Source organism: Nostoc sp. DedQUE07, assembly GCF_034530975.2.
Classification (GTDB): Bacteria; Cyanobacteriota; Cyanobacteriia; order Cyanobacteriales; family Nostocaceae; genus Nostoc.
In genome coordinates this window covers 16,531-33,104 of record NZ_JAVRCC020000052.1, presented here as the reverse complement: position 1 = coordinate 33,104, position 16,574 = coordinate 16,531, and the positions used below count along the sequence as shown (strand labels likewise).

At 39.4% G+C, this 16,574-nt stretch carries 14 protein-coding genes; 4 read left to right on the top strand and 10 right to left on the bottom strand.

The genetic code is table 11. The features are described 5' to 3' along the window. Positions 1 to 6 precede the first annotated feature (6 nt). The 7 genes from RMZ95_RS27650 to RMZ95_RS27620 all read right to left on the bottom strand — a co-directional run bounded on the left by RMZ95_RS27650 (position 7) and on the right by RMZ95_RS27620 (position 9,094). A complete protein-coding gene (locus tag RMZ95_RS27650) occupies positions 7 to 897 on the bottom strand; it encodes an Npun_R2821/Npun_R2822 family protein (protein ID WP_322674007.1) in 891 nt (296 codons plus the stop codon). Positions 898 to 900: 3 nt separating this feature from the next. Continuing rightward, positions 901 to 1,881 carry an Npun_R2821/Npun_R2822 family protein gene (locus RMZ95_RS27645; RefSeq protein WP_322685860.1) on the bottom strand — a complete coding sequence of 327 codons (981 nt, stop codon included), beginning with the start codon at positions 1,879 to 1,881 and terminating at the stop codon, positions 901 to 903. 3 nt (positions 1,882 to 1,884) lie between these two features. Further along, complete coding sequence (locus tag RMZ95_RS27640) at positions 1,885 to 2,844, bottom strand: glycosyltransferase family 10 domain-containing protein (protein WP_322685859.1); 960 nt, start codon at positions 2,842 to 2,844, stop codon at positions 1,885 to 1,887. Between the two features lie 31 nt (positions 2,845 to 2,875). After that, positions 2,876 to 4,093 carry a glycosyltransferase gene (locus RMZ95_RS27635; RefSeq protein ID WP_322685858.1) on the bottom strand — a complete coding sequence of 406 codons (1,218 nt, stop codon included), beginning with the start codon at positions 4,091 to 4,093 and terminating at the stop codon, positions 2,876 to 2,878. A gap of 68 nt (positions 4,094 to 4,161) precedes the next feature. Continuing rightward, positions 4,162 to 6,402 (bottom strand): ATP-binding cassette domain-containing protein, encoded by a 2,241-nt coding sequence (locus tag RMZ95_RS27630; RefSeq protein ID WP_322685857.1) that lies wholly within the window; start codon positions 6,400 to 6,402, stop codon positions 4,162 to 4,164. A 41-nt stretch (positions 6,403 to 6,443) separates the two neighbouring features. After that, positions 6,444 to 7,607 carry a glycosyltransferase family 4 protein gene (locus RMZ95_RS27625; RefSeq protein WP_322685856.1) on the bottom strand — a complete coding sequence of 388 codons (1,164 nt, stop codon included), beginning with the start codon at positions 7,605 to 7,607 and terminating at the stop codon, positions 6,444 to 6,446. Positions 7,608 to 7,729: 122 nt separating this feature from the next. Continuing rightward, positions 7,730 to 9,094, bottom strand: a complete 1,365-nt coding sequence (locus RMZ95_RS27620; protein WP_322685855.1) for a glycosyltransferase — start codon at positions 9,092 to 9,094, stop codon at positions 7,730 to 7,732. Positions 9,095 to 9,526: 432 nt separating this feature from the next. Here RMZ95_RS27620 and gloB point away from each other — a divergent pair, with 432 nt between their 5' ends. From gloB to RMZ95_RS27600, 4 genes are all read left to right on the top strand, one after another. After that, positions 9,527 to 10,300, top strand: a complete 774-nt coding sequence (gloB, locus tag RMZ95_RS27615; RefSeq protein WP_322685854.1) for a hydroxyacylglutathione hydrolase — start codon at positions 9,527 to 9,529, stop codon at positions 10,298 to 10,300. Positions 10,301 to 10,618: 318 nt separating this feature from the next. Beyond that, a complete protein-coding gene (gene rplI, locus RMZ95_RS27610) occupies positions 10,619 to 11,077 on the top strand; it encodes a 50S ribosomal protein L9 (RefSeq protein ID WP_322674026.1) in 459 nt (152 codons plus the stop codon). 144 nt (positions 11,078 to 11,221) lie between these two features. Then, the gene (dnaB, locus tag RMZ95_RS27605; RefSeq protein WP_322685853.1) at positions 11,222 to 13,837 is read left to right on the top strand and encodes a replicative DNA helicase; all 2,616 of its coding nucleotides are present in this window, start codon (positions 11,222 to 11,224) and stop codon (positions 13,835 to 13,837) included. 24 nt (positions 13,838 to 13,861) lie between these two features. Further along, positions 13,862 to 14,380 carry an alpha-ketoglutarate-dependent dioxygenase AlkB gene (locus tag RMZ95_RS27600; RefSeq protein WP_322685852.1) on the top strand — a complete coding sequence of 173 codons (519 nt, stop codon included), beginning with the start codon at positions 13,862 to 13,864 and terminating at the stop codon, positions 14,378 to 14,380. A gap of 185 nt (positions 14,381 to 14,565) precedes the next feature. Here the strand turns inward: RMZ95_RS27600 and RMZ95_RS27595 are convergent, their stop codons facing one another. The 3 genes from RMZ95_RS27595 to RMZ95_RS27585 all read right to left on the bottom strand — a co-directional run bounded on the left by RMZ95_RS27595 (position 14,566) and on the right by RMZ95_RS27585 (position 16,243). Further along, on the bottom strand, positions 14,566 to 15,087 hold the full coding sequence (locus RMZ95_RS27595; protein ID WP_322685851.1) for an FKBP-type peptidyl-prolyl cis-trans isomerase: 522 nt from the start codon (positions 15,085 to 15,087) through the stop codon (positions 14,566 to 14,568). A gap of 78 nt (positions 15,088 to 15,165) precedes the next feature. Continuing rightward, entirely contained in the window at positions 15,166 to 15,492 is a 327-nt protein-coding gene (locus tag RMZ95_RS27590) for a phasin family protein (protein ID WP_190941652.1), read from the bottom strand. Between the two features lie 340 nt (positions 15,493 to 15,832). Further along, entirely contained in the window at positions 15,833 to 16,243 is a 411-nt protein-coding gene (locus tag RMZ95_RS27585; RefSeq protein WP_322673997.1) for a 2TM domain-containing protein, read from the bottom strand. Between the last annotated feature and the right edge of the window lie 331 nt (positions 16,244 to 16,574).

Below are 16,574 nucleotides of genomic sequence, written 5' to 3'. Positions count from 1 at the left end.
CTAATATTAAGTACGCGCAGAAACAAAGGGAAATAAACGGCGAGTCAGTTTGGGAATGAAGGCAAATTTACCCTCATGCAGATAACGATAGTGTTCCCACAATTGCCAATAGGGACTACCAGTTTTCATCCGCGTACCAGCCCAGTGAAGATATTTGAGTCGTTGTCCTCGGTCATACAAGGCGTAATCTTGCTGTTGGAAATTTCGCGAACCGGCCCAACTACCAGGCCCTCCCCCAGGAATTTTTACGAGATTTCCACGTTTGGAAATTAATTTAAGAACAAGATAATTTAAAATTGGTTGGTCTGTAACTCCTTCAGAAAAATCGAAATATTCACGATGTGCGGCACACTCGCGCAAAGCTTCATCCATTTGTTGTTCGGTAATAGCTCCTTTTCTCGAAGCCCAAAAACCGCTGTTGAAAACATCTTGAAGTTGGGCATCAGAAAAAATTTGCTGCTCTTTCACAAATGGGGAAAAAATATTTCGCAGCTTTTCATTAGCATGATGGTAATCACAGCAGAAGAAATCGACTTCTGAAAGTTTGTCTAAATTGTCGGCAATTTTTTCAAAAACGACAATATCCGTATCAATATAAATAAATTCATCTAAAGGCCCAAACCACGCCACCAATTTACGCATCTTGTTGGGTAAGGCAAGGAAATCTCGGTCAAAAATTTCGCCGATGCGTTTGGTAAAGGTATCAATAAGTTCTAAATCTGGGAAAATTTGGACGTTGTGTAAGGTAGCAAGCTGTTCTGCTACCTTGTGATAATTTTCATTAAAAGGTATGAGGTAAATGGTAACTTCTGGGTCATAGTAACGAATGCTATTGAGTAAAGCAATAGCATTATCGATAACGCGGTCATTGGCAACTATATAAATGCCCCTACTCATAAATTATCCTTGTTTAATTAACTTAAATTTTTGCAAAGCTCTGGTAAGTAAATTTGGTACTGGAGCGTCATTATAATTTTTAGGAGGACTGGTAAATACTGGACGCTTTTCTGGCTCGTGTAGGTAACGATAATAGAGAAATAACTCTCGATAGGGAAACTCAATATTTTCTCCTGCACAGACTGCTTGATTGATATTAGGAGGAATCCCAATGTAATGGAGATAAGTTAGCTGATTACCGCGATCGTAAAGAATATGTTCTCGTTCCTCGAAATGTTTGGAGCTAGCAGAACATCCTGTTTTTTCATTATCTGGCAATTGGCGAGCAAAATTATAAATAGAAAGATTAGACCTCATTACCATGTAGTTGATTAATGGTTGTTCGCCAGCACCACCATACAAAATTTCTGACTCACCATTTTGTAGATTTGATATTAGCCAATCTCTTTTATCTGAGTCAAATAGCCCTTGTTTAGCGCCATAAAAGCCTGAGCAAAATATTTCGGAATCAATGTGTTTTTGCTCAAAAACTTTTAGTAATTTGGGAGAATTAACATTATATATTTTACTAACGTCTGTAAATTGAAAATCGTAGACCACAAAATCATAACTATCTAGCTTTTCAAACACAGCTGCAAGTGACTTCATTACCAATGTGTCTGCATCTAAATAGATAAACTTCTCAAATGGCCCATCAAAAGCGCAGAAACGACGGTGAGCGCCATAAAGACGGGATTTACTCCGATTCAATCGTTCTGGGGCTGCTGCGAGCATAAATTGATCCCAGCGGTTGATTGATTCTCGATCGTCGTAAAGAAATACATTCGGGCGTTTAGCTATTTCATCAGCAATTCGTTGTGTCCGATCGTCAAAAGGATAGATACAAACAGGAGTTTCTGGGCCTAAGATAACATCAATACTATTGAGCAAAGCCACCAGCTGATCGAAAACATAATCATTGCCAAGGGTACAAATACCATTCATAATTTATGAGTGTTGATCGACAAAGTTTGATAACCAGTTAAGCAGGTTTAATTTGTGTAAAATGATTTGACGTGCTTCTGCGATCGCATCCTTGGCAGCATACCAAGCATCAGGTGTAGCTGTCACTTCTTGGATGTAGGCAATGCCTTTTTCATCTAAACTGGGCAACCGCAAAAAACTACCAGGCGGCAATAACTTATCAGCAGCCGGGCCGCCATAGTAAATTGGTAAACACCAAGCAAGTAAACTATCCCAAAGTTTCTCACTCACATACCAATTATTATCAGCATAATTTTCAATTGCCAGATTGTAATAGTATGGTGCCATGCCATACCATTTGTTACCTAGTTCTCCCGAACTGTTCGCCCATTCTGGTAAGTTACGCCCATACAAATCAAATTTCATGCCACTAGATTGCAAAGATTGTAAAAAATCTAAACGCTGGCGATGATTGGCTGTACGGCTAATTCCCGAAGTAATCCAACTACATGGGGCAACTTTTGGGGGTGGTGGCATTTCATTTAAATCTTGAAATGAATTTGAGTGATACCAAATAGCAGGCATATAGTCAGGAATGGGAGCAAAATCATCGGGGCCAGAAACGTAGCCACAATACTTCTGGGCTTCTTGATAATTATGATTAGTTATTTTTAGAACTTCATCTAAAGGCGGTTCTCTGAGCAAATAAATAATCCGCTCTTTGTTAACGCCACGCAGTAGAGATTCAACATTTACTACTGGTTTTTGCTGCTGTTTGCGAAAACTATCTAACCAAGATTTTGGTGGCGGTGCTTGGGGAAAATCAAATTGATATAGCAACATAAAGTCTGGCTTTTCTGCCATTTTCAACATTTGAATATTGTTCCAAACACCAAAATAGTGCGGAGTTTGTTGCCATAACCAATCTTTATTTTTAGCAAGGCCTGAATAGCTGCTAATCATGCCAACAGTTTTAATAGTCATAAATCGTATTTATTCGGTTATTTTTGTACCGTTACCCTAAAATTGGTGGACGTTGATCCTCTTCTACGTAGCTTAATATTTTGGTAATTCTATTTTCCCAAGAAAATTGCTGGGCAAAATCTATACTAGCTGCATAACCCTCTATTTTTCTGGGATAGGTTTCTAAAGTATGTTGAATGGATTGGGCAAGTTTTTGCGGGTTATCTGGTGTACACCAACTGGCAATCAAAGGTGATGTTTTGAATTCCATTAAAGGTGGAATTTCAGTTGCAACTATAGGAGTGCCAGCAGCCATGTACTGAAAAAACTTAACTGGATTCGTGAAATCTGCTGATTTTCCAGCGCAGTGAGGATGAACCAAAATATCAGCTGCTTGAAACAAGCTGACTAATCGTTCTCGTGGAAGTATCCAGCCTAAAAATTTAACGTTTTCGACATTTTTATCTCTGGCTATTTGTTGATATGCTTGTACTTGTGCTTCTGTTCCTCCTGTGATGACAAACTGAATTTCTGGTAATTCTTTGGCAGAATCAATTAAGAGATCGACTCCTTTGAAAGGATACAAAGCGCCTGAATAGACAACTAAATGCTTACGTCCATTTATAAGCAATTCTTGCCGCCACCTTTCGGCTGATTCGGGCTGTCTGATTGAAAATGATTGATTGAATCCGTTATGTAGCCAAACTACTTTTTCCGGTGGCATTCCATTTTCTATTAGGCTTTGCCGGATGGGTTCTGACTGAGTTATAGCTATTTGAAAATAGGGACTGTGGACAATTTCTTGCTCAAATTTTCGGTCTTGAAAGTAGTGACGTTCATAAATTGTCGGAACTTTATTTTTGACTGCGGCTTTGACAAAGTTCCAATCTCGCGTGTGGACAACTTTAGTATGAGGTAGGATATGAACTGGTAAATAATATTTAGTTACTACTGTACTAGAGTTAGTAAATTTACCACCGATTCGATCGATAGGCCAAGGCATTGGCAATGCTGCAATTTTAAGTTTTTCTTGCACATCGTAAAATTCGATAAATTCTTTTCCGGGTCTTTTGGGCTTATAAGGATAAATTAACGATAGTAGATTAACAGAAGAATTTTTTTTATCTTGATAAATTAAAACTGACGAGTAGCCTAAGTTAGCTGCGGCGTTGGCACAAAGAACATCATGAATTTCGTGTGCTGTGTCCGGCTTGAATGATAGCTCTCCGGTGTAGAAAATATATTGATTTTTCTTGGAAGAATTTACCATTTTTTTTGGGGATGATAAGTTTTTTAAGATTGGGGTATAAGTACTTTTGTTCCTGACATTAATTAAAATTAAACTTTATTTTCAAAAAGCTTTAATACATCTAATAGGTAAATAGCAGATTGATAAGATTCTGCAATTAATAGATTTTGTTTTTGGGGTTCGGATTCTAATCTATCGGCTAGCAAGTGCAGAGAGCTAATTAGAGGATAGAGACGCGTGCGAAACTCATCCGAGATATGACTAAAGTTTTGATATTGGTTATGTTCATCTGGATTTTGGTCTATATCTGACGATGACTGCCAGTTAATTTTCAGGTTAACTACATCGCTGAAGAGATCGATGGCGTTGAGAACTCTTAAGGCTGAGTTGTATGAGTGGTCAATTAATTCCTGGCGTTCTTGAGAATTGTCTACTAGATCGTCAACTAATAGTCCGAGGAAACCAATCATTGAATTAAGCCTTGTACGCAGTTCGTGAGAAATGCGATTAAAGCTGGGATTAGTTTTGGTGGAAACTTCAGTTTGAGCGGCAAATTGCATTGAGTAGAGGCGTGAGTAGTAACCCCCTTTTTGTAAAAGTGCTTCATGGGTTCCTACTTCTACCACCTGTCCTTGGTCTAATACGGCAATTTGATCGGCTTTTTGGACTGTGGAAAGGCGGTGAGCAATGACAAGGGTTGTCCGATCGCGACTTAAGTCGTCGAGTGCAGCTTGTACTAAGCGTTCGGAAACGGTATCTAAAGCGCTGGTGGCTTCATCTAAAATCAAAATTTCTGGATTTTGCAGGAGGGCGCGAGCGATCGCTAATCTTTGCCTTTGTCCACCAGACAACATCACACCGCGATCGCCAATTTGACTGTCAAATCCTTGAGGTAATTTATCAATAAATTCATAAGCATTTGCTCGTTTGGCTGCTGAGATAATTTCATCTTCAGTAGCTTCCGGTCTTCCATAAGCAATGTTATTTCGCACCGAGTCATTAAAGAGAAATGTATCTTGACTGACAATTCCCATGTGCGATCTGAGAGATTTGATATCAAAATCACGCAGGTCTGTGCCATCGATAGAGATACTGCCAGATGTCGGATCGTAAAATCTGGGTAAGAGGTCAGCCAAGGTTGACTTACCTGCACCAGAACCACCTACCAAAGCGAGAGTTGTCGCACGGGGTAAAAATAAATTTACATCTTTGAGTACTAACTTTTCATGACTGGGGTAGGCAAAGGAAAGTGAATTAAAACCTATTCCTTCTTTTAATTCTGTGTATATAATATTACCGTTTTTCATAAACGGCTTGCGATCGCGACTTAAAAACTCACTCACTATTTCTACGCTAGTAGCACTATTGGCAAAGCTACTACGAAGACTATTTAACTGAGAGACCAAAGGTAGCAGTCGCAGTAATACTAATAAATATGTCAGTAGTACTGTTGAAAGGAAAGAAACCTGGTTGGCAAAGAAAGTTTTACTCAAGAATACAATCAAAAGTAAGGCTATAACTCCCATCACCTCACTTATCGGCCCGATCGCTTGTGAGTTTATCTGAGATTGAAAATCTGCTTTCTCGCGATCGCGGATTAATTTAGTAATTTTTTGATATTCTCTGTCTTCATTGGCAGTTGACTTTACTAAACGAATTCCATTCAATGTTTCTAAAACACTGATGGAATAAGATGTAGACATTTCTGATAGTTGTTGACCAAATTTTTTCGCTCTACTAATTGTGTATTGATTGATTAATGTTATAAAACCCAATAAAATTGTTGCTGCGATGGTTAGCTGCCAAGAAATTGCTAATAATAAACCAACGAAAACTAAAATTGTAATTATTAAAATAATTAAATTAATAATACTCCCGATAGCGCTAGAAGTGCGGGCAGTTTCCGAACCAAGGCGATTAATAATATCGCCTACTTTCGTTTTTGAATAATAGTCTATATCAATATCTAGCAATAGCTCTAAGCTAGCTTCGCGAATATCCGCATTTAATCTCCGAGTGAAAACACTCGATGTTAAAATACTAAAATAACTAGATAAGTTTTTTAAGAAAATTATTAATATAATTATTCCAGCCATTCCCAAATTCCGAGAATTTTCGGGAAGATTATCAAATGGAAACATCACAGCTTTGAGAATCGGAGGAAAACCAGTTAAATCTACTGGTTGTCCGACAATTCTCAAAATTACTGGCACAATCAAAGTTACACCGACACCATTAAATAAAGCACCAGAAAATCCCAACAGCATTGTTAGGATAATTAAACCTGGATAGGGTTTGGCGAATCTTAGTATTAGTTTTCTGGTAGACATTGGGTATTTTTATGCCAATTTAACTTAATTAATAATATTATTCACAACTGAGCAATTACTGATTTGAGCACAGAAGCCATAGCCTCGATGCTATAGTGTTCCACACATCTTTCTCTTGCCTTGATACCTTTCTGGTTTGCTGACTCTAAATTCTGAAAAATCAATTGAATTTGTTCAGCAATTTGCTCAGGACAACCAGGCTCGACTAAATAACCAGTATCACCTAAAAGTTGGGGAATATCTCCAACGCGTGTTGATAATACAGGTTTAGCCATTGCCATCCCATCTGTCAACTTCAAGGGAAATTGAGCGCGAGTTTCTGGAGTATCTCGCTGGGGAACAACTACAATGTGAGCAGCTGCTACCAAGTCAGGCATAACGTCGGCTGGATACTTAGGTAATTTGATAATCCAACGTCCCCACTTTTGTTGAAGTTGTTTATCATAATCATCATAAGGACTACCACCTACAATTACTAGTCTCAAGTCTGGTTGATTAAGTTTATCGAGCGCGATCAGAACATCTTCTAAACCTTTATAAGGTCTTGGCGCACCGGGAAACATTAAAATCCGATATTCAGATAAACCATAACGATTTCTACTAGACTCAGCATCATATTGAGCGGGATCGAATAAGGAAACATCTTTGCCATTTGGAACAAATGTACCACCAAAACGCTGCTGCAAAAATTTAGTATGCACTGTCACTGCATCAGCGTGGCTTACCAAACCTTCCATCCATTTCACATATAAAGTATGATGAGGATTTTTGAGTGCGCCCTGTGGTTTCAACAAATCCCTAGCTAATTCTTTGGGTGTAGGATGATAATGCCAGTTATCACCGCCATGCCAGCTAAGTTCCCAATCATCTATGTCTAAAATTAATGGCTTTCTAGTGAATATTTTCCTTAATAGTCCAACTCCAAAACTTGCTATTTGTGGTTTGATAGCATAAATTATATCGCCATTTATTTTTGGTAAAAATTTTTGGATTTCGCCAAAAAACTCTGGAAAGTCTTTGCCTGGTAAGTTATAAACGTTGAATTTTGATGGTAAATTTAAATAAAAGTTATTTCCAAATAAAAAACCCATAATTTCAACTTCATATCCTAACTGATTAAGAGCTTTTGCTATCAAGTATGCACGCAGAATTGCTGCACTTGATAAATCGGAAACCAACAAGGATATTTTAGAAAACTTTTTCACTATTTTTATACTTATTTTTATTTAATTTTTCCAATATTTGTCAGATGTTGCTAAATCTGCAAATATTAATTTAATTTGTTTTGTCGGAGTTGAAGCAACTAAAGAAATTCGGTGTCAATCCATCAAGATATAAAGTTTTTCTGAGGAATTTTTAAGATTTCATGGTAAAGTGCCAACATCTCTGAAGCAACAGTATCCATTGTACGTACTGGCTGGATACCTTGACGTAACTTAGCTAGTAAATCGGCGTCTTTGGCTAAAGTTGCGATCGCTTGTGCCCATGCTTGGACATCTTTGGCTGGAACTAACCAACCATCGATGCCGTGATTGACTAACTCAGCAATCCCTCCTAAATTTGAACCTAGTACGGGAATGCCCATAGCTTGTGCTTCTAAGGCAACTATGGGGCCAGTTTCTAACCACTGCGACGGTATTGCTAGTATATCGAAACCTGCTAATGCATCTGGTACTGCTTCGCGTGAAAGTGGTTCAGCAATCCGAATCCGGCTGTCACGAGCAGCGATCGCCATAACTTTTTCACGATTGGCAGCACCGTATTTTCCCGGATGAGTAGCATGAAGAATTAACTCTACAGGTATATCATTTGGTAGACTATGTACCGCTTCTACTAAAACTTGTACCCCTTTAGTTTCTTGCCAGCGACCCAAAAAGCCGATTTTTAATGTAGAGTTTTGTAGTTTATTTGATGTTACTTCACGTTTGAAAGTGTTAGCAACACCTTGCCGAGAGACAGTAAGTTTTTCGGGAGGAACATTGTTTGCAACAAAAGCATTGTATTGCCAATTACTTGTTACAACAATGCGATCGGCTAGTTTTGCTAGTTGCATCAAATTGCGTCTATGTTGAGACACTAGGGTAGGAATACCAAGAGTTTTACCAAGCAGGCGTAGCTTAAAACTTTTAGAAGTAAGTAATTTTGTTTCTGCTGCGATGCCAACATCCAAGGGAACTTCACCTAAAGCCTTAAGTATCCAAGGCGATACTTGTTTTGCTACTCCCAAACATTGACTACAATTAACAGAGTCAATCAGCCCATTGCAAGGTTCTTCACCCCAGCGCATCATCGTACCACGCAGACATATAGGTTCAGGTATGTGGACGGTGACTACAGTAGCCATCCCTAACTGGCGGGCGAGAGCAAGATGATGTAAACCGCAGTCAAATCGCCATGAATGTTGATGGTATATATCGACTCGATTGTTTTCTAGCCAATTAGCAAAAGTTTTAAAGCCGCCGTGGGGTAGCTGTTTGTGTACCTGTATCTTGCTGGGGTTAGGAAAAACAGGATAACGATAAACACAGATGCCATTGTATTCGTAAGTATCTTCCTCTGTACCTTGTTTAGGAGCAGCGACAATACTTTCTAGTCCATGTACTTGTAAGCCATGCAGTAGTGAATCTAAGTATACTTCAGCACCGGCTGATGAATCTGGAAAATACCAGCTAGTTGTATGGATTAGCTTCATTTATGAACCTGCAAATGAAAAATTGGAAAGCTCATCTTTTTTTCACCACGATTGATTGCTCTATTTAGTTGTTATTAACATCTATCTTTTATAAATAATCCAAGGTGAATCTATAAAATTCCGTATTATCCGTATTAATAGTTAATATGTATAAATAAAAGTTTTTCGATAACTGATTTGGTGTTTTTGAGTAAAAAAGACAATTTAGGACAAAAAGAACAGAATAAATCTAACTTAGCTTTTACACTTCCTCCCAGAGAAATTTTACTGATATACCCAAATCATAATTTATAGTTACTTATCATATTTTTAAGTATTATTACGGTTGTGTACTATCATAGTATTTATAGACTTTCTCAACCTTTTCTGACTGAGATATTTAAGATTGTTGAAAAGTTCCAAAGTATTTACTTGAAAGGGAGATATTAAGTAATGCAAGTAATCAGGCTTGAGGCACTCTCAGATAATTACATATTTTTGCTGGTAGATCGCCAGAAACAAATTGCTGCGGTTGTCGATCCAGCAGAGGCTGAACCAGTACTAAAGCAACTTGCACAGTTAAAAGCTGAGTTGGTGGCAATTTTCAACACACACCACCACAATGACCATGTAGGTGGAAATCAGCAATTAATAGAACACTTCCCGCAACTAACAGTCTACGGTGGTGTCGAAGATCGCGGGCGAATTCCGGGACAGCAAGTGTTTTTGCAACAAGGCGATCGCGTTGAGTTTGCAGGCCGCATAGCTGAAGTTATTTTTGTTCCCGGACATACCCGCGCTCACATCGCTTACTACTTTCCCCCCGAAAAATCTGGTGAGACAGGCGATTTATTTTGCGGCGATACCTTATTTTCTGGCGGTTGCGGTCGCTTATTTGAAGGAACACCAACCCAAATGGTAGATTCTTTAAGCAAACTACGCTCTTTACCAGATGATACGCGTATTTGGTGTGCCCACGAATACACTTTAGGAAATCTGCAATTTGCCCTCACTGTGGATGGCGACAATGCCGACTTACAAAAACGCTTCAATGAAGTGAAAACTTTCCGTAGTCGAGGAGAAGCTACCATACCCTCGCTGCTGGGAATGGAGAAGCAAACCAATCCCTTTTTACGTTGGGATCAACCATCATTACAATCAACCGTTAAGGGTAGCGATGGAGTGGAAACCTTTGCGCGGATACGGGAAATGAAAAATAACTTTTAGGTATTGGGCATTGGACGTTAGGAGTGCTGAGTGCTGAGTGCTGAGTGCTGAGTGCTGAGTTAGGAGTTAAGAGTTAAGAGTTTTGTTTATCTCCTTGTCCCTTTGTCTCCCTTGTCTCCCTTGTCTCCCCTGCTCCTCTGCTCCCCTGCCTCCACTCCTCAACTTTCTAGCGCTAATAGTTGCGATCGCACCCTTTCTTTCGCTACGATCTGTAAGCTTTAGGGTATTAGGCCAAAAAGCTTGGAATACAGCACTGAGATTGTGAGCTATGCTGCCCAAACCCAAATTAATCATATTTTACCGGAAAAACGAAAAACGATGGCGAAACGCGTGCAGTTAGTTTTAAATCAGGATATCAGCAAGCTGGGAAAATCTGGCGACTTAGTGGAAGTAGCTCCTGGCTACGCTCGTAACTATCTGATTCCCCAGAAATTGGCAACCAATGCCACTCCTGGTATTCTCAAGCAAGTAGAACGCCGTCGCGAGCAAGAGCGTCAACGGCAATTAGAACTCAGACAACAAGCTCTTGAGCAAAAAGAATCTTTAGAAAAAGTTGGCAGCTTGACAATTGCCAAACAAGTTGGTGAAAACGAAGCAATTTTCGGTACTATCACCACCCAAGATGTTGTAGATGCAATTAAGGCAGCCACTGGTCAAGAAATCGATCGGCGTGGAATTACCATCCCTGATATTAACCACCTTGGTACTTATCAAGCCGAAATCAAGCTGCATTCGGAAGTAGCGGCGCAAGTCGATATTCAAGTAGTAGCTAGTTAATCTCAAAAGAGGGACAAAGGGATAAGGGGGATGAGGGAGCAAGAGAAACTCCTAACTCTTGTACAGACGCGATTAATCGCGTCTCTAATCCTACACAGACGCGATTAATCGCGTCTCTAGCAAAATCTCAAAATAAAATCGTTTATGGCTGAAGAATTGAGTTTTCAAGGCGATGGTAGCGATGCCTACGGCGGTCAACTACGCCTTCCACCACAAAATATTGAGGCGGAAGAAGCGATTTTGGGGGGTATTTTGCTAGATCCAGAAGCGATTAGTCGAGTTAGCGATCGCCTTCTTCCCGAAGCTTTTTACATTAGCGCTCACAAAGATATTTATCAAGCAGCTGTGAGGCTCCACACCCAAGGTAAACCCACAGACTTACTCTCTGTGACAAGTTGGCTGACCGACCATGAAATGCTAGCCCGGATAGGTGGTAGAAATAAATTAGCAACTCTGGTAGACCGTACAGTGTCAGCCGTGAATATCGACGCCTTAGCAGGGTTAGTGATGGAAAAATACCTGCGGCGACAATTAATTAAAGCTGGCAATGAAATTGTACATCTTGGTTACGAAACAGAAACCGAGTTACCACAAGTTTTAGATCGGGCAGAACAGAAAGTTTTTGGTGTTACTCAAGAGCGTCCCCAATCGGGTTTAGTTCATATTTCTGATACTCTAATTAATAATTTCCAGGATATTGAAGATAGAAATCAAGGCATTGCTTTACCTGGAATTCCCTGCGGATTTTACGATTTAGATGCCATGACTAGCGGCTTTCAGCGTTCTGATTTAATTATTATTGCGGGCCGTCCATCGATGGGGAAATGTTTGCATGAAAATGTGGAAATACTTTTGAGTGACGGGAGTATCTCAACTATTAAAGAAATATATCATCGTCGGCAAGCTGAGTTAATAACTTTAGGAAATGATTGGAAGTTTCATTTAACTCAAGCTTCAGCCTTTGTTAATGACGGCATTAAACCAGTTTTTAGTGTTACTACTCGCTTAGGACGATATATTGAAAGTACTATCACCCATCCTTATTTAACCATCAATGGATGGCGACAACTTTCAGAATTAAGAGTAGGGGATAAAATTGCTGTAGCTCGTAAACTTAATGTATTTGGTACAGAAACTATCCGCGAGTGTGAAGTTAAATTATTGGCATATTTCATAGGTGATGGGTGCTTAACAGATTCAACACCAGAATTTACTAATATTAACTCTCGCATCCAAAATGATTTCACATACGCTGTTATCAGCTTTTCACCCAACTTGAAAGTTAGGATAGAAATTAGGAGTGAACGCACCCCAATACTCTATGCAGCTATGTCTCAAGGGCAAAAGAATCCTTTAACAACATGGTTGGAAAACATAGGACTATGGGGCAAAAAAGCTGATGCCAAAATCATTCCGCAAGCTATTTTTAAATTGGAGCGATCGCAAGTTTCCTTATTCCTCAATCGTTTATTTGCAACCGATGGATGGGCTACAGTACTTACAAGCGGTCAATCGCAGTTAGGCTACTGTACTGTCAGCGAAAAATTAGCTAGACAAATACAACATTTATTATTGCGATTTGGAATTATTGCCAGTCTGAAAGAACGCTCTGTGAAATATAAAGACACTCGCAGACAAGCTTGGCAATTAGATATTACTGATGCCCAGAGCATCAAAAATTTTATCTCAGAAATTGGTATTTTTGGCAAAGAAGAGGCATTAACTAAGGTCGCAGATGCAATAGCTAAAAAGAGATATCAAACAAATCATGACCTCATTCCAATAGAAATTTGGGAACAGATAACAACAGCTAAAGGTAATGAACCTTGGACTCTTTTAGCTCAACGTGCCGGAATTCAAGGATATTTAAATATCCATGTTGGGAAACGTGCTTTAACACGAGAAAGGCTTTGGATATTAGCAAGTACTTTAGAAAATTCGCAACTTCAACAGTTAGCAGCGAGTGATGTGTACTGGGATGAAATAGTTTCGATTGAATCGATGGGATGCAAACAAGTTTATGACTTAACAATCCCAGAAACACACAATTTTGTCGCCAATGATATCTGTGTTCACAATACCGCGTTCTGTCTGAATCTAGCTCATAATATCGCTGCTTCTTATAAGTTACCAGTTGCTTTTTTCAGCTTGGAAATGTCCAAAGAGCAACTGACGCAACGTCTATTAGCTAGTGAAGCGCAAATTGAAAGTAGTTATTTGCGAACTGGTCGCCTCAGTCAAACACAGTGGGAACCTTTAAGCCGTGCTATTGGTATACTTTCCGAGATGCCAATTTATATTGATGACACGCCGAATATTACAGTTACACAAATGCGTAGTCAGTCAAGAAGACTGCAAGCTGAAATTGGAACTGAATTAGGATTAATTGTAATAGATTACTTGCAATTGATGGAAGGAGCAGGTGATAATCGCGTACAAGAATTATCAAAAATTACGCGACAACTCAAAGGTTTAGCGCGGGAATTATCTGTACCAGTTATTGCCTTATCTCAGTTGAGTCGAGGAGTGGAAGCACGTACTAACAAACGCCCGATGTTATCTGATTTGAGAGAATCCGGTTCGATCGAACAAGATGCGGATTTAGTAATCATGTTATACCGCGACGAGTACTACTCTCCCGATACTCCCGATCGCGGCATTGCAGAAGTAATTATAGCTAAACATCGCAACGGGCCTACAGGTACTGCGAAACTTTTGTTTAATCCACAGTTTACAAAGTTTCAAAATTTAAAAATTTAGCCAGACTAAGTAATTATTTGAGCAATGAATGAGCCTGATTTACTCATTAGTGATCTATTTTTGCCGAATAGTCATTCTCTATTTAATAGTCTTGTATCCATAATTAACTGGGATGAGCGTATACAGGCACGAAAAACAGCTAGCTTTGGTTCACCATATAATTACTCAAACATTTCTTACGACTCATGCCCGATGCTGAATGAGTTAATTCCTATTATTGATAGGCTTGAAAAACACTTTGGGTTTCGACCAAACAATTGTTTAGTCAATTATTACACAAATGGTAACTCAACAATGGGATTTCACTCCGATTCAATTGATGAACTCATGGACGATACTGGTATCTCTATTATTTCGTTAGGGGCTGAAAGAATAATTACATTTCAAAATAAACTAGACAAAACCATTGAACATAGTTACTTACTCAAAAGTGGTTCTCTACTTTTTATGTCTCAAAAGACGCAGCAATACTGGAAGCATGGAATTCTCAAGCAACCAGAAACATTCGGGCGTATCAGTCTGGCTTTTAGGTTGTTAGTATAGTTGCGGCAGTCCGATTAAAGTTACAGATATTTTTTCTCATCTTTTCTAGCTATACTTCTGTCCCATCTGTAGTTTGAAATACCTAATTTATCTGATAGGGTATTGGGCATTCAGAACACAGAGAATAGAAACTTATGTTAATAACTCCTCCTTGTTCCCAGTACCCAATCCCTAGTCCCCAATCCCTATTTAACTCCCAGCAATTCCACTTCAAAAATTAGAGTGGCATTGGGTGGAATCACGCCACCAGCACCACGAGCACCATAGCCTAACTCAGAGGGGATGATTAACTGACGAAGACCGCCTACTTTCATAGTGCTAAGTCCTTCATCCCAACCTTTGATTACCTGTCCAGCACCAATTTTAAAGCTGAACGGTTGACCGCGATCGCGTGAACTATCAAACTTAGTACCATTTTCTAAAGTGCCGACATAGTGAACTTCAACCGTTTGTCCCGGTTTAGGAGTCGCCCCAGTCCCCTCTTTTAACTCCACATACTTTAATCCAGAGGGAGTGGTTACGGCATTAGCATCAGACATAGGATTACTCGCTATTAAGATATTGTTTTCAGTTACAGTTGTGGATACTGGCGGCGTTTGGGTTAACTCGGCAGCAATTGCAGTATTCTGTTTACTGCTTACTTGCCCCACAACCAAAAGCACAACACACACCAGCATGAACGCCACGCTGAGGAAAATTGGTTTCAAAATCAGTTCTCCTTACTTAGGTATCCTGGCAAAAAGATTACCAACAGGACACATTTAGTTTAAATCAGAAAGGGCATTCTAACGCCAAAGCTTATTTTCTAAATCGCGTAATTGACGCTCTAAACGGTCAATTCTACCCCTAAGTTCGTCCACTTCTGACTGACGAGCCACCCCCAAATCCTGCATCATGTTTCGCATTTGCCGTTGCATTTGCACATCGAAGTTTCCCTGTTCCGACTTTAACTGCTGGGCAATATCATCTATTACCGCCTTGGCTTGCTCAGGATTGAGCTTACCGTCTTTGACTAAATCATCGCTGACTTGCCGCAGTTTTTCTGCGACTATAGACGTTGTGCCAAGACCCACCATCATTAGCTGTTGCAACCAGTTGTTGTTGTTGTCCATACTCCCTTCCTCTTATCTTATTAACCAGCCGACCCTTGCTCCTGAGTTTAGGCAATCAAGCTTCTTAAAGCGTAGTTATTCTAGCCTACAGCTCTATTTTGGCAAATTGGCAAGCACAAAGATAAGGATCAAAGGTCGTGATTATACAACTCCTCAAGTTTAAGGTTGCCCAGATTTATATATTTTGCAATGTCACAGGCAATTCCCTATAAATTACAAAGCTCACACTCACCCCTGGCGGTGAATGTGAGTAGTTCATGAGAAGATTTTATTTAGAAGGACGCACAAATTTGGATAACAGCGATCGCTAAATATCTGAGATTGATCGTTAAAGGAGAAGTTAAATTTGTGTACGCCATTTCTGAAAAGCGATCTCGTCATCCTCTGATTTACTCTGATAAACACTCCACCAATGAAAAAATAATCCTAACCCCCATCCTAATACTGGGAAAATAGCCCAAAAATAACTAGGACTAGTGATTAAATTTAAAAGAATGAGGAATAAATTCACCGCTACGAAAGAAACAAAGTGTGTCCAAAAGGCTCTGCGTCGGAAAGTATTAAATGTGTGTCGCGAACGTTCCTCTTCTTGTTGAACCAGCCACTTTTTTTCAGTTGCTTCCAAAATATTAGAAGAAATACCTAACTCAGATGCCATTTCTAAAAGCTGTTCTCGTGAAAATTCACCTTTGTCTTTACGAGTGAGTGCTTTTTGCAGGATTTGTTCTACATCTTCTGAATCGTAAGTCATTTTAATTACCTTATAAGTTTGTGTGTAAATGCGCCTTTGATTTCACGAAATTATCGATCGGCTTCGTTCAATTCAATTAGCAAATGCATCCACATTTTGCACCCAATACTTAGTGATATTCACAACACTATTATTTTCTCACAATTGATTTAGGGCTACTGTATTTGTCAATACCTCTATAATTGCTTTGGAGAGCGAGCTGTTACAGGATTAAGCCAAACTATTGTCATTATGGAGTAAAGGAGGCTGATAGCTCGATTCCAGGTAAAGAGCCAACTACATGTTACTGCCTCAATGAGTAAAAATCGCTGAAATCACTCTTTTGAATTTC

Coding starts and splice junctions, on each gene's coding strand:
- RMZ95_RS27650 (WP_322674007.1), bottom strand. CDS start 897: ATGAGTAGGGGCATTTATATAGTTGCCAATGACCGCGTTATCGATAAT.
- RMZ95_RS27645 (WP_322685860.1), bottom strand. CDS start 1,881: ATGAATGGTATTTGTACCCTTGGCAATGATTATGTTTTCGATCAGCTG.
- RMZ95_RS27640 (WP_322685859.1), bottom strand. CDS start 2,844: ATGACTATTAAAACTGTTGGCATGATTAGCAGCTATTCAGGCCTTGCT.
- RMZ95_RS27635 (WP_322685858.1), bottom strand. CDS start 4,093: ATGGTAAATTCTTCCAAGAAAAATCAATATATTTTCTACACCGGAGAG.
- RMZ95_RS27630 (WP_322685857.1), bottom strand. CDS start 6,402: ATGTCTACCAGAAAACTAATACTAAGATTCGCCAAACCCTATCCAGGT.
- RMZ95_RS27620 (WP_322685855.1), bottom strand. CDS start 9,094: ATGAAGCTAATCCATACAACTAGCTGGTATTTTCCAGATTCATCAGCC.
- gloB (WP_322685854.1), top strand. CDS start 9,527: ATGCAAGTAATCAGGCTTGAGGCACTCTCAGATAATTACATATTTTTG.
- rplI (WP_322674026.1), top strand. CDS start 10,619: ATGGCGAAACGCGTGCAGTTAGTTTTAAATCAGGATATCAGCAAGCTG.
- dnaB (WP_322685853.1), top strand. CDS start 11,222: ATGGCTGAAGAATTGAGTTTTCAAGGCGATGGTAGCGATGCCTACGGC.
- RMZ95_RS27600 (WP_322685852.1), top strand. CDS start 13,862: ATGAATGAGCCTGATTTACTCATTAGTGATCTATTTTTGCCGAATAGT.
- RMZ95_RS27590 (WP_190941652.1), bottom strand. CDS start 15,492: ATGGACAACAACAACAACTGGTTGCAACAGCTAATGATGGTGGGTCTT.
- RMZ95_RS27585 (WP_322673997.1), bottom strand. CDS start 16,243: ATGACTTACGATTCAGAAGATGTAGAACAAATCCTGCAAAAAGCACTC.